Origin of the sequence: Burkholderia sp. MSMB1078WGS (genome assembly GCF_001528895.1) — a bacterium.
In the GTDB taxonomy this organism is placed as follows: Bacteria; Pseudomonadota; Gammaproteobacteria; order Burkholderiales; family Burkholderiaceae; genus Burkholderia.
Map to the genome: position 1 here is coordinate 45208 of NZ_LPDI01000009.1, position 13179 is coordinate 58386.

A 13179-nucleotide genomic window follows, 5' to 3' on the forward strand; every position below is an offset into this window, starting at 1 on the left:
CCTGCGGACATTTGCTGACATGAAGCCCGAGCTGCTGGTCCTCATCGCGCTGCGCGCCGACGCGCATCGCGAGATCGCCGCGTCGTTCGACGTGCACTACGCCCCGACGCCCGACGAGCGCGAACGCGCGATCGCCGCACACGGCAGCACGATTCGCGCGGTGCTGACCAACGGCAGCACGGGGTTGACCGCCGCCGAAATCGATCGGCTGCCGCGGCTCACGTTCGTCAGCGCGCTCGGCGCGGGCTACGAGCACATCGACGTCGCGCACGCGAAGGCGCGCGGCATTACCGTGGTCACGGGCGCCGGCACCAACGACGACTGCGTCGCCGATCACGCGTTCGCGCTGCTGCTCGCGGCGGTGCGCAACGTCGTGCAACTCGATGCGAAAACCCGCGCGGGCGTGTGGCGCGACGGGCTGTCGACGCCGCCGAACGTGTCGGGCAAGAAGCTCGGCATCGTCGGGCTCGGCAAGATCGGCGAGAAATGCGCGCGCCGCGCGGCCGGCTTCGACATCGAGATCGGCTATCACAACCGGTCGGAGAAGCCGGGGCCGTACCGTTATTTCGACCGGATCGACGCACTCGCGCAGTGGGCCGATTTCCTGATCGTCGCGACGCCGGGCGGCGCGGGCACGCGGCACCTGATCGATCGCACCGTGCTCGACGCACTCGGCCCCGGCGGCTTTCTCGTCAACGTGTCGCGCGGCAGCGTTGTCGATACCGCTGCTTTGGCGGATGCGCTGCGCGAACGACGCATCGCGGGGGCGGGGCTCGACGTGTACGAAGGCGAACCGGAGCCGCCGCGTGCGCTGACGGATCTCGACAGCGTCGTGCTGACGCCGCACATGGGCGGCTGGTCGCCCGAGGCGCTCGATCGTTCGGTGCGGCAGTTTCTCGACAACGCGGCGCGGCATTTCGCCGGGCAACCGGTGTTGACGCCGGTGTAAGCGCCGGGCGGCGGCGTCGAGTCAGTCCGCCTGTTTGCAGAATGCCCAGTAGAAATCCGGCAGGTTCGCCGGCTTGTCGGCATCGAGATCGATCCAGCCGAACCGGTCGTGCTCGGCGCTCAGCACGATTTCACGGCGCTCGACCTGGCACGCGAAGCACACGATCAGTACGCGCCTGCCCGGCACAACCTCGCACGAACGGCTGCCCACGTAACGGATTGCCGATGCGGCGATTCCGCATTCTTCCTGCACTTCGCGCGCGACGGCGGCTTCGAGCGATTCGCCGGCCTCGGGCCAGCCGCCAGGCAGCTCCCACTCGCCGCGAGGGTTGCGCAGGAACAGGACCGAACGTCCGTCTCGGACGATGGCTTTGGCGCTGATGGGAATCATGTGGGCTCACCGCAGGCATTCGATTTCCGCAGCCTATCGCAGGTGCCTCTTTCGTGCAGCGAATCCCCGCCCGCATCGACGCGCATGCAGGCGGGGGAGGCGGTGTCGTTACGCCGGCAGCCGGCGCACGGCTACGCGCCTGTCGACGAGGACGACGACGACGCGAGCGGCACCGTCACCGACGTGCCGGCCGGATCGAGCGTCAGGCCCGTGCCGGGCGTCGGCCGCAGCGTCGCCTCGTAGTCGCTGGAGAGGACGACGAGCCCCAGCCGGTGGCCGGCTTCCAGCTTGTAGTCGCGCGGCATGAACGTCAGCTTCAGGTCGTACGGCATGCCGGGCAGCACGGGTTGCGACACCCACTCGGACAACCGGTTGCGCGGGTCGGTCCACGCACGCGTGACGATCGTCGCCGTGCCGTCCGGCGCGCGGTCGACCAACAGCGCCGTCACGTTCGCGACACCCGTGAAGGTCAGCCTGACGCGCGCGGTCGCGGCGCCGGAGAGGCGCGTCGCGGCCGTCAGCGGGGCCGTCTCGAAGCGGCTGCGGTTTTCGCCCGTCGGCGTGTTCGCCAGCGTGAGCGCGGGAATGCGCGCGTCGTCGGTGAAGCGTGCGAGCGGGCCGCCGCTCGGCAGCCGCAGCAGCGTGCCGGTGCCGGCGCCGTCGCCGCCCGCGAAGTACGTGACCGGCGTGGCGTGCCGTGCGGCCCAGTCGGCTTCCTTCAGCAGCGTGCCGTCCGCTTGCGCGATCACCGCGCGCGGATCGCGCTCGACGCCGTTGTCATAGCCGATCAGGTAGCGCGTGAACCACCGGTTCACCTCCGCGGTCCATGCGTCGGCCATCGCCGGCACACGGGTCGGATCGGTGTGTTTCAGGCGATGCAGCCACAGCTGGGTCGGCACGCCCTGGCGTCGCATCGCCAGATACCACGACGTCGACTGGTCGACGCGCACGTTGTCGTCGGTGAGCCCCTGCGCGACGAGCGCCGGTGCGACCGCGAACGCGGTCGGAATGTCGCGCGCGGCCCAGAACGGCGAATAGTCGCCGGTCTTGCGGTCCTCCTGCTGCAGCGCTTCGTCGATCAGGTGCGTGCAGCGCTCCGGATGCGCGTTCGTCAGCAGCGCCTTGATGTACACGTCGACATCCTCGCCCTGGTAGCCTTCCGGAGCGCGCACGAGCCCGCCCGAGCGGTAGTAGCCGTACATGTTCGACAGCCCGGCCACCGGCACGATCGCGTCGAGCCCGCGCGTGCGCAGGCTCGCGACCATCTTCGGCAGCGTGCCGTCGTACGACACGCCGTACATGCCGACGTGGCCCGTCGACCAGTTCGCGACGACCGTCTTGCCGTTCGCGTCCTTCGCGGTCGCGTCGCGGCCGAGCCAGCGGATCACCGACGCCATCGCAACCGATTCGTCGCGCGTCAGGATCGTCGGGCAGCCGTCCGAGCCGGCGGTGCCGAGCGAATCCGCATAGACGATCGTGAAGCCGCGCGGCACGAAGTAGCTTTCGATCCACGAGCGGCCGGCGGCGGCCGCCTCGACCTGCTGCAGCATCCGCGATTGCGGCGCGGCGGCCAGGATGCGGGTGGACGCCGATGCCGCGGCGCCGGCCGCCGCGGCCGGATGCGGCGTGCCGTCGAGTTCGACGTCGACGTCGTGGTCGGGGCTGTCGGCGAGCCCTGCGTAATACGGGCTCGCGAGCACGATGACGGGCGTGCGCGCGCCGTTCGCGGTCTCGGACGGCCGCACGATGCGCACGTGGATGCGGTCGCGCGTGCCGTCGCCGTCGGAGTCGACCGGCGTGTCGACCCACGCGTTCTCCTCGATCGTGCCGCCCGACAGCGACGGCTGCACCTGGCCGTTGCTGATCACCGGCTTGTAGCGCCCGTTGCTCGCGGGATTCGCGTAAGGAACGCCGGACGGCGAAAAGTGCGACGCGAACGATTGCGTATCGGATGTATCGGCCGCGGCGGCGGCCCCCTCCCGTTGGCCCTGCGCGAGCGCTGACACGCCCGCCGCGCCGCCGCCGCCGTCGCCGCCGCACGCGGCAAGCGTTGCGGCCGCCACGAGCGCGGGCAGCCATGCGCGCCGCACTCCGGTTCGATGAATGTTCATTGAATCGACCTCGTCTCTTGTGTTTGTCTGGAACCGGCCGGCTCGCGATACGCCCCCTGCGGCCTGGCCGGGTGCTGCGTCGGATGAAGCGGAACTGCACCATCGAACAACGACGGGCGAGACGTACGGAACGCTCGCCCGGTGCCGGCGCGAGTCAGGCGACGCGCAGCCGGCCGGCGTCGAGGCGAGCGCGTCGCCCCGAACGGAAATCGTCAGTGCGGCGGTTCGCCGCGAACGCCGTAAATACAGGAGTGCGAATCGAATATGGGCATGCCCGAGCTTCCTTCAGGTTTCGGATGAAACGGAACGGCACGACGCGATGAGGCGGGAATGTTGCGAACGGCGGTGCTGCAACGACAGGAAAGCGCGACGCGAGTCGGCACGCTGGCCGGATTGCTTTCCGGAAGCTTGCGCAAAAGTTATCTCAGTGAAATGCGCGTGTCAAACTTTTTTAGTTAGAGTCAAACAAAGTTTCGTTGCGCGGCGGCGGGCGAGCCGACTTCCCGAAGCCCGTCCGTAAACAGGGAAAGGCGGGCTGAAAAAGAGAGAGTGTGCAATGACGATTCCGGTCACGGAGGCGGCCGGTCTTTCGCCCGCGCACATGGCGCGGGCGGCGCTCGACGGGCGCCGGCTGGGGTAGGGCTGGCGCAGTAGGCGCGGCCCCGCGCCGATTCAGACGCTGTAGCCGATCCGCAGGACACCCCATGGCCGGCCGCCGACGACGATCGGCGCGGATACGTCCTTCATCAGCACGAACTGGCCGTTGCCCATGTCGCGGCGATAGGTCTGCAACAGGAACGGCTTGTTATGCGAAACGGACATGCGCGCCGTCCGGTCCGTGTAGATCCGGCGGTTCCGGCAATTCGCCGCGTTCCAGGCGGCGTCTGCGCGCTGAGGCAGCGAGAACTTCCGGTTGTGGGTCGGCAGGTAGCACTGGCGGTCGAAGCTCGCGCAATAGACGATGCGTTCGTCCACGTCGAGCACCGGCTCCTGGATGGCGGGCAGCACGCGATCGGTGAACGCGGTGAAGCGCGTCATGAACTGCTGCGGGTCGGTGCCCGGAATCGGTTCGTAGTGCGCATCGAAGAGCGCGTCGAGCGCGATATCGCCGCGGCCGACCGCCTCCTCGAAGAGTTTGCCGATCGCGGCGGCCGTGTGCCGCGCGGTGTCGATCAGCCGCGTGTCGGGCGATTCGATGCCGGTCGCGGCCGTGAGCTCGATCAGCGTCTCGGAGACGGAGAGCAGATTGCCGAGCCGGTCCTTGGCCTGCGAGAAGTTGTCGGCCGAATTCTCGACGCCGGACGCCATCTCGCCCACCTGCTCGTCGAGACGGTGGCACTGCGTCTCGATCTCGTCCGTCAGCGACGCGATCTGTTCGGCTTCTCCTGCAAGCTCGGTGATCGCGTGGCCGGTCGCATGCACGACCTCGCCGATCGTGCGCGTGCCCTCGCGCACGCGATGCGCGCGGGCGGCGTTGTCGGTACCTTCCGCGATCAGGTGTTCGGTCTGCTCGGCGAGCCGCGCGAGGGTCGTCTCGATCTGGGCCGTCGCCTGCCCGGTCTTCGCGGACAGGTTCTTGACCTCGGCCGCGACGACCGCGAAGCTGCGTCCCGACTCGCCGGCGCGTGCGGCCTCGATCGCGGCGTTCAGCGCGAGCAGGTGGGTCTGGCGCGCGATGACGGAGATTTCCTCGGATACGGCCCGCACGTGATCGAGCGCGTCGCGCAGCGCGCCCATTTGATCGCCGATCGTGGTGACGCCCTCGACGAGGCCGTGAATGTCGGCGAGCGATGCCTCGATCGTCTGCTGCGACTGCCGGACCGCATTCGACGCATTGGCGCTGACGTCGCGCACCTGCTGCGCGGCCTCGGCGATCCGGTGGTTGCCGCGCAGCGTGAGCGCGGCCGATTCGCGGAGTGTATGGCACACCTGCGCCTGCCGGGCGACGCGGGCCGCCACTTCCTCGACGTGGCCCGACACGTCGCAGATCTCGATGCCGAGCCTGCCGGCCTGCTCGGCGATGTCGCCGACGAGCGCGCGCGACGAACGGCGGCCGCGGCCGATTCCGAAGAAGTTCACGTTGGTGGGCCTCCTTGAGGGCATGCGCGCCGGTTTCCCGGCGAATGTTGGGCGTGCGTTCCTGACTTGACGGCCCCACGGCCGCGGACTTGAGGTCGGGTAAACATCGAGATCGGCATGCTGGATGGTCGGACCGATGCCGGCCGGGATGCGTTTGCGCCACGTTTCCGTGGCGGCGCCCCCGCGGTGCGGAGCCGGACGGGCGGCGTGCGGCGGCCGCCCGTGCGCAGGCGTTGCGTCAGAACACGTGATGGATGCCTGTGTTGACGCCGACCGTCGTGCCCGGCAACCCGTACAACGCGCCGCCCGTGATGCCGAGGCCCGTATTCATCGCACCGTGGTTGTTGACCACGCCAACCTGCGCATACAGGCCCGTTCGTTTCGACAGGCTGTAGTCGGCGCCGATCGCGGCAAGCAGCGAATGATTGTGCGAATCGTTGCGGTCGGTCGTGTACCACGCACCGGTGTTCAGGTCGAGGGCGGGCGTGATGCGATAGTCGAGGCCGGCGCTGTACACGTTGTTGCTGGACGAGCCGGCGACCTTGTAGCTCGTGAACGACGCCTTGCCGGTCACCGGCCCGAACGTATAGGCGGTGCCGATCGTGCGGCCGACGAACGCGACCGTGCTCGGCACCGGCGTCGGCGACGTGCCGCCGTTGCCGTCGTAGAGCGCCGCGTTGAGCATGAAGCCGCCGTTCGTATAGGTGAGGCTGCCGGAATACTGGCGTCCCGCCTGGAAGTCGCCGGCCTTGCCGCCGAAACCGAACATCGCGCTGGCCGTCAGCCCGGCGATCGTGGGGCTCGTGTACGAAATCGCGTTCGGGTTGAACAGGCCCGTGACGAGCACGTTGTCGACATACGGCACCAGCGCGGCGCCGAAGTGCGAGACGTTGCGCGGATCCGATCCGAGTATCGCGAGCACGAACGGCGAGAACTGCAGGCCGACCTTCGTTTCGCCGAAGCCGCCGTCGATTCCGACCCACGCCTGGCGGCCGAAGAAGTTGCCGTTCGAATGGCCGAACGCGCCGTCCGTGACGTTGAAGCCGCTTTCCAGCTTGAATCTCGCGTGCAGCCCGCCGCCGAGATCCTCGGTGCCCGCGATGCCGAAGTTGGTCGGCGTCATGCCCGTGTCGGTCAGCGCGAACTGTCGGCCGGCGTTGCCGCCGGTTGCCGAATCGAGCGATCGGTTCGTATAGAGCAATGCGGCGTCGAGATCGCCATACAGCGTGACGCTGCTCTGCGCGAAACCGTTCGGGCTTGCCGCCGCGCCGAGCAGCGCCGCGCAAATCGTCCATGTCCTGCTCTTCATCGTGTGTCTCCGTTTTTGTGAATGTTGTAATACGTATAACTAATTAAAGATTCGATGGCGAAAGCGATGCGAGCCGCCTGCATGCCGTGCCGTCGGGGAACGCACGGCGCCGCGCCGCGACGCGCCGTCGCGCGCGGGCCCGGCCTCAGGCGTGCTTGGCATAGACGTTGCACCAGCCTTCGGCGGCAACCGTCTTGCCCGCGAACATCGGGCAAGTACCGAAGGATTCGCCCGCGGCGGCCTTGTAGAAGCGGCAGTTCGAACAGGTCTGTCCGGCCTGATACTTCGGGAACTTGCCGGCATCGACGGCCGTGACCTTTGCGCGGTAGCCGAGCGTCTTCGCTGCGGCGTCGTTCTCGTCGACGGGCGGTGCGGCTGCGAATGCGCGCGTGCCGGCCGCGAGCGCGGCGCACAGGCCGGCGGCCTGTACGAAGAAGGTTCTGCGATGTCGGGAGATCATGATGTATTCCTGAATGAAATGACGAGAAAAGTCCGACCCGCGCGCCGGGCATGCTGCCGGGCACGAAGGTCGACCGAAACGAAAGCGGGCGGGAAGTTATTTGCGCGGGCCGGCGACGAGCGGCGCCTTCGACGCGTTGGCGATATCGGCGGTCAGCTTGGTCTTCGACGCGTCGTAGCCGTTCGAGTACAGCAGGAACGCCATCAGGTCCTCGTATTCCTGGGCAGTCATCTTGCCGGGGCGATCGGCCGGCATGTTGCTCGACATGTACAGGAAGATGCCGCCGACCGTGATGTGCGACTTGCCCTCGGGCGCGAACGATTCCCCGCTCAGCGCGGGTGCGGTATTGCCCTCGAGCTGGTCGCCGTGGCATTTCGCGCATGCATCGGTATAGAGCTTCTTGCCGTGTTGCACCTGCGCCTGGTCGAACGACGGGACGCCACTGCCTTCGCTCGTCGAAACCTTGATGAAGCCCCTTTTTGCCGGCCGCCGAGCGGCCGCGATCGCACCGTCGAGAAACCGCGCGGGCACGGGCGTGGCGGCGGCTTGCGCGATGTCGTCGGGAAGCGTCCAGCCGCGCGTGAGCGACGCGAGACGGCCGTTGCCGCTCATCCGCGACAGCGTGGCGTCGATGCGCCGTTGCAGCGCGTCCTTGCCCGGCCCGAACGCGAACGACAGTTGCCAGTCCGAGTACGGCGACGATGTCGCCGCCACCTTGAACCGTTGTCGCGGATGCGCACGCTCGTAGGCGACGACGCTCGGATACCAGACGATCGCGCGCTGCGCGCGACCCGTGGCGAGCGCGCCGATCGTCTTTTCGCTCGTGTTTTCGAGGTCGAAGCGGGCGTTCGCCTGCTGCGCGGCGATCAGTTGCGACGGGCTGCCGTACGTGGCCGCAATCGTTTCCTTCGCGCCGGTCGGCGCTTGCGCGTCGCGCAGCGACACGCTGACGTAGCCGGAGCGCAGATAGCCTTGCGAGAACGTCATTTTCGATCCCGACGCATCGGCGATCGCCGAACGCGGGAAGCCCGCGATCACGTCGCAGTCGCGTTCGAGCGATTTCGTCAGCTCGCTGGCGGAGATGCCGTCGTCGTCGCCGTTGTCGTCGACGCCGCGGGTGTTGAAGGTCGCAGCGATGCCCGCGGTGCGGAACACCTCGCGCGCAACGGAGCGGTCGAGCGCCGTGGTGGGGCTGCCGGGCAACGTGCAGACGCGCACGCCGGCCGACGCGGCTGCCGGTGTCAGCGCCACGCCCACGGCGAGCAGACTGGCGACGGTAACGGAAGTGAGGCGAGTATTCATGGTCGTGGGTCCGGTTGAAGCGGGTGGGGCGTCGCGCCCGCATCGGGCGCATGCGGGCGCGATTCGGGCGCGATTCGGGCGTGGCGCCGGTTCAGTCGAGCGCGAACACGTAGAGCGTGCCGCCGCGCGGAACGTCCTTCGCGATGTCGGCCATCGGGCCGCCCCAGATCGGGTTCGCGCCGCCGTAGCCGGCGAGCACGGCGACATACTCCTTGCCGTCGACCTCGTACACCGACGGCTGCGAAATGATGCCGCTCGCCAGTTGCGGGCTTTCCCACAGCACCTTGCCGGTCGCCGTATCGAACGCGTACAGGTGGCCGTCGAGCGAGCCGCTGAACGCGAGGCCGCTCGCCGTGGTCGCGACGCCGCCGTTCCACGGCTTCTTCGACCAGTGGCTCCACAGCTTCTTGCCGGTGTTCACGTCGATGGCCGTCAGTTCGCCGTAGCCTTCGCTGCCCGGCTCGGGCTTGATCTCGAAGCCTTCGCCGAGATACGGCAGGCCTTCCATGTAGCTGACCGATTTGCCGGTCAGGCTCATGCACGCATGCAGCGCGGGTACGACCGCGATGTTGCGTTCCTGGTCATACGAGATCGACCACCAGTTCTTGCCGCCGAGGAAGCTCGGGCACGTTTCGATCGTCGTGCCGGCCTTCGGGAACTTCGATGCGTCCTGGATCGGCTTGCCGTCGGCGGTGTAGCCGGTGACCGACAACGCCTTCACGAACGGCGTCGCGTAGATCAGCTTGCCGGTCGTGCGGTCGATCGCGTGGAAGAAGCCGTTGCGGTCGGCGTGGATGATCGCGTCGTAGTCCTTGCCCTTGTACTTGATGTCCGCGAGGACGGCCGCGTTCACGCCGTCGTAGTCCCACGTGTCGTTGTTCGTGTACTGGTAATGCCACTTCAGGTTGCCGCTCTTCGCATCGAGCGCGAGCAGCGAGTCGGAATACAGGTTGTCGCCGGGACGCAGCGCCGCGAGCCATGGGCCGGGGTTGCCGACGCCCCAGTACAGCGTGCGCGACGCGGCGTCGTACGTGCCGGTGAGCCACGCTGCGCCGCCGCCATGGCTTTGCATGCCGTCGGGCCAGGTTTCCGCGCCCTTTTCGCCGGCGGCGGGGATCGTGTAGCGTTTCCAGATCTGCGAGCCGTCCTCCGGATTCAGCGCGGCGATGTAGCCGCGAATGCCGTATTCGCCGCCGGACGTGCCGACGACGATCGCGCCGTCGATCGCGAGCGGTGCGAGCGAGAACGCGTAGCCGAGGCCCGGCTCGAACATCTGCTTCTTCCACACGAGATTGCCGCTCTGCGCGTCGAGCGCCGCGATTTCGCCGTTCAGCATCGCGATGTAGACGTTCTTGCCGTACAGCGCGACGCCACGGTTGACGACGTCGCAGCACGCGGTCTTGAACGATGCGGCGCCGAGCTTCGGCTCGTATTTCCACAACTGCTTGCCGGTCTTCGCATCGAACGCGTAGACGTTGTCCTTCGGCGTCGTCACGAACAGGTAGTTGCCGTTGACGATCGGCGTGGCCTCGAAGCCTTGCTTCAGGTCGGCGGGGAATTTGTACGCCCACACCTGCTTGAGATCCTTCGCGTTCGACGTGTCGATCTGCTTGAGCGGCGAATGCGAGCGGCCGTCGTAGGTGCGGTAGTAAGTCAGCCAGCCCGGGTCGCCGTGTGCATCGTTCAGGCGCTGGTAGGTCACGGCAGGGTAGTCCGCGGCCGCTTCGACGAGGCCTGGGTTCAGCGCGACGGCGGCCGCCACCGCGATTCCGATCGTCGCCAGCCGGCTCGCTGAAGCCGAGAGTTTCTTCATGGTTGTCTCCTGGGTCATTGTGGTCGCACCGCGCCGCGAACGATTCGTCGCGCCGGCACGGTTGGGGTTCCGGGCCGAGTGCACTGCCCGTCACGCAAGTCGCATGCCATCGCGGCCGGAAGCCGGTGTGGCGCGGCGCACCGGCGCATCGCAGGCGATGCGTCGCGCGACGCAGCGCGCCATCGGCTCGACGAAGGTGTTGCATTCAGGGACACCGTCGCGCGCGAAGTGTTGCCAAACATGACAGGTGGCGCAGTCCGCGGAACAGCGGGCCGTCGGTCGCGCGCATGCCGGTCCGACGCGATGGGCGGGGCAGTGCGCGCCGCTCTTGCTCGGGGGCTGGCACGGTTCTCGCACGCCGGCTTCGCGACACCCGTCGCCGCGCGGTGCATCGCACGGGCCGGCGCAATGCAAGTGCGGAGACAACGGAAATGATCAGGAGGCCAAAGACAGCCGGGCGCGACGTCGCGACGCGGCGTGGCCGGCGTGTGCGATGCGTCGGCACGACCCTCGGCGCGCTGGCGCTGTGCGGCCTGTCGCCCGGTGGCGTGCGCGCGCAGCAGCAGGCGGAGGGCGCCGCGGCCGCGCTGCCCGCCTCGACCGTCGTGCTGCCCGCGGTGGTCGTCGTCGGCACGACGCCGCTGCTCGGGATCGGCACGCCGCTGTCGAAGGTGCCGGCGAACGTGCAGACGGTGCGGGCGGCCGAGCTCGACGTGCAGCACCGTGCGACGCTCGCCGATTTCTTCGCCGCGAACCTGCAGAGCGTGACGATCTCGGACGCGCAGGGCAACCCGTACCAGACGGACGTCAACTATCGCGGCTTCGCCGCGTCGCCGCTGCTCGGCACGCCGCAGGGCTTGTCGGTGTTCGTCGACGGCGTGCGCGTGAACGAGCCGTTCGGCGACGTCGTGAACTGGGACATCCTGCCCATGCAGGCGATCGACCGCGTGCAGCTGATTCCGGGCTCCAACCCGGTGTACGGGCGCAATACGCTCGGCGGTGCGCTCGCGATCACGACGAAGAACGGCCGGTCGAACCCGGGCGGCGAAGCGGAGGTGTCGGGCGGCGCGTGGGGCCGCAAGACCGCGGGTATCGAGCAGGGCGGGACGATCGGCCCGAACCTCGATTACTACGCGAGCGCGAACGTCGCGAACGACGGCGGCTGGGCCGACCGCAACGCGAGCCGCGTGAGGCAGGCGTTCGGCAAGCTGCGCTACACCGATGCGGACACGACGCTGTCGATCGCCGCAGGCGGCGCGGACAACACGCTGTCCGGCACCCAGACGATCCCACGCTCGTTCCTCGGCAACCCGAAGCAGGCGTATACGTATCCGGACCGCAACCGCAACGGCGCCGGCTACCTGACGCTGTCGGGCGACCGCTTTTTCGGCGAGCACGTCGAGTTGAGCGGCAATGCGTACTACCGGCACCTGCGCAACGCCAACACGAGCAGCAACAACAATACGGACTACGGATCGGTGGACGACGACGGTACGGTCGACACGGTGCAGGGCCGCAACGCGCAATCGACGCTCGTCACCGACAGCTACGGCGGCAGCGTGCAGCTCACGCTGCTCGGCAAGCTCGGCGGGATGGAGAATCAACTGGTCGCGGGCGTGTCGGCCGATATCGCGAACTCGAGCTACGTCGCGTCGTCGCAGGACGCGTCTTTCACCGACGCGCGCGCGGCGATCGGCGTCGGCGATTTCGTCCGGCAGACCAGCGCGAAGACGCGCAACGCGAATGTCGGCGCATACCTGAGCGATGCGCTGTCGCTGACGCCGCACTGGACGCTGACGCTGTCGGGCCGCTACGACTGGTCGAAGGCACGGATCGGCGACGAGAGCGGCGTGCAGCCGCTGCTCGACGGCAACCATGTGTTCTCGCGCTTCAACCCGGCCGTCGGGCTCAACTGGAACCCGGTCGCGGGCTTCACCGCGTATGCGGCCTACAACGAAGGCATGCGTTCGCCGACCGCGATCGAGCTCGCCTGCGCGGACCCGGCCGCACCGTGTTCGCTGCCGAACGACTTCATCGCCGACCCGGCGCTCAAGCCCGTGATCTCGAAGACGTTCGAAGCCGGCGTGCGCGGCCGCATCGGCGCGGCGACGACCTGGAGCGCCGCCGCCTACCGCACGACGCTGACCGACGACATTCAATTCATCAGCAGCCCGGCCAGTGCGCAGGGCTATTTCCGCAACGTCGGCGACACGCGGCGGCAGGGTATCGAGCTCGCCGGCCGCACGCGGCTCGGTCCGCTCGGTGTCGGGCTGTCGTACAGCCATGTCGATGCGACTTACCGATCGTCTTGGACCGAACACAGCCCCGCGAATTCGGCGGCTGACGCGAACGGCAACGTGACGGTCAAGCCGGGCGACCGCGTGCCCGGCATTCCCGCGCATACGGTGAAGCTGCGGCTCGACTATGCGGCGACGCGCGCGTGGGACATCGGCGCGAACGTCACCTGGCGCAGCGACGTGTACGCGCGCGGCGACGAGAACAACGCCGACGCGAACGGCCGGATCGCGGGCTACGTGCTGGTCGATCTCGACATGCGTTACCGGGTCACGAAGCGGGTCGAGGTGTTCGCGAGCGTGACGAACCTGTTCGACAAGCACTACGCAAGCTTCGGCGCGCTCGGCCAGAATTTCTTCAACGGGCCGAACCACACGTTCGACGGCGCCCATCCGGTGAACGAGCAGTTCGTCGGGCCGGGCGCGCCGCGCGGCGCGTGGGTCGGCGTGCGCTATGCGTGGGATTGAGCGG

General features: G+C 68.3%; 9 protein-coding genes. 2 read left to right on the top strand and 7 right to left on the bottom strand.

Annotated features, from left to right (window positions below):
• Window positions 1–19 precede the first annotated feature (19 nt).
• Complete coding sequence (locus WT24_RS02305; protein WP_060030879.1) at window positions 20–949, top strand: 2-hydroxyacid dehydrogenase; 930 nt, start codon at window positions 20–22, stop codon at window positions 947–949.
• A 21-nt stretch (window positions 950–970) separates the two neighbouring features.
• Here the strand turns inward: WT24_RS02305 and WT24_RS02310 are convergent, their stop codons facing one another.
• The 7 genes from WT24_RS02310 to WT24_RS02340 all read right to left on the bottom strand — a co-directional run bounded on the left by WT24_RS02310 (window position 971) and on the right by WT24_RS02340 (window position 10413).
• The gene (locus WT24_RS02310) at window positions 971–1339 is read right to left on the bottom strand and encodes an NUDIX domain-containing protein (RefSeq protein WP_059790023.1); all 369 of its coding nucleotides are present in this window, start codon (window positions 1337–1339) and stop codon (window positions 971–973) included.
• Between the two features lie 131 nt (window positions 1340–1470).
• Window positions 1471–3450, bottom strand: coding sequence for a Xaa-Pro dipeptidyl-peptidase (locus tag WT24_RS02315; protein ID WP_060030882.1), 1980 nt, complete (start codon window positions 3448–3450; stop codon window positions 1471–1473).
• Between the two features lie 672 nt (window positions 3451–4122).
• The gene (locus WT24_RS02320; protein WP_060030886.1) at window positions 4123–5529 is read right to left on the bottom strand and encodes a methyl-accepting chemotaxis protein; all 1407 of its coding nucleotides are present in this window, start codon (window positions 5527–5529) and stop codon (window positions 4123–4125) included.
• Between the two features lie 238 nt (window positions 5530–5767).
• Entirely contained in the window at window positions 5768–6838 is a 1071-nt protein-coding gene (locus WT24_RS02325; RefSeq protein WP_060030888.1) for a porin, read from the bottom strand.
• A gap of 145 nt (window positions 6839–6983) precedes the next feature.
• Window positions 6984–7298 (bottom strand): high-potential iron-sulfur protein, encoded by a 315-nt coding sequence (locus WT24_RS02330; protein ID WP_060030890.1) that lies wholly within the window; start codon window positions 7296–7298, stop codon window positions 6984–6986.
• A 96-nt stretch (window positions 7299–7394) separates the two neighbouring features.
• The gene (locus WT24_RS02335) at window positions 7395–8600 is read right to left on the bottom strand and encodes a c-type cytochrome (RefSeq protein ID WP_060030893.1); all 1206 of its coding nucleotides are present in this window, start codon (window positions 8598–8600) and stop codon (window positions 7395–7397) included.
• 91 nt (window positions 8601–8691) lie between these two features.
• The gene (locus WT24_RS02340) at window positions 8692–10413 is read right to left on the bottom strand and encodes a methanol/ethanol family PQQ-dependent dehydrogenase (RefSeq protein WP_060031121.1); all 1722 of its coding nucleotides are present in this window, start codon (window positions 10411–10413) and stop codon (window positions 8692–8694) included.
• Between the two features lie 431 nt (window positions 10414–10844).
• On the opposite strand from WT24_RS02340, the gene WT24_RS02345 reads away from it, so the two are divergent.
• A complete protein-coding gene (locus WT24_RS02345) occupies window positions 10845–13175 on the top strand; it encodes a TonB-dependent receptor (RefSeq protein ID WP_060030896.1) in 2331 nt (776 codons plus the stop codon).
• Window positions 13176–13179 lie beyond the last annotated feature (4 nt).

Bases quoted from the DNA above. Each gene is read 5' to 3' on its own strand.
- WT24_RS02305 (WP_060030879.1), top strand. From the start codon at position 20: ATGAAGCCCGAGCTGCTGGTCCTCATCGCGCTGCGCGCCGACGCGCAT.
- WT24_RS02310 (WP_059790023.1), bottom strand. From the start codon at position 1,339: ATGATTCCCATCAGCGCCAAAGCCATCGTCCGAGACGGACGTTCGGTC.
- WT24_RS02315 (WP_060030882.1), bottom strand. From the start codon at position 3,450: ATGAACATTCATCGAACCGGAGTGCGGCGCGCATGGCTGCCCGCGCTC.
- WT24_RS02325 (WP_060030888.1), bottom strand. From the start codon at position 6,838: ATGAAGAGCAGGACATGGACGATTTGCGCGGCGCTGCTCGGCGCGGCG.
- WT24_RS02330 (WP_060030890.1), bottom strand. From the start codon at position 7,298: ATGATCTCCCGACATCGCAGAACCTTCTTCGTACAGGCCGCCGGCCTG.
- WT24_RS02335 (WP_060030893.1), bottom strand. From the start codon at position 8,600: ATGAATACTCGCCTCACTTCCGTTACCGTCGCCAGTCTGCTCGCCGTG.
- WT24_RS02340 (WP_060031121.1), bottom strand. From the start codon at position 10,413: ATGAAGAAACTCTCGGCTTCAGCGAGCCGGCTGGCGACGATCGGAATC.
- WT24_RS02345 (WP_060030896.1), top strand. From the start codon at position 10,845: ATGATCAGGAGGCCAAAGACAGCCGGGCGCGACGTCGCGACGCGGCGT.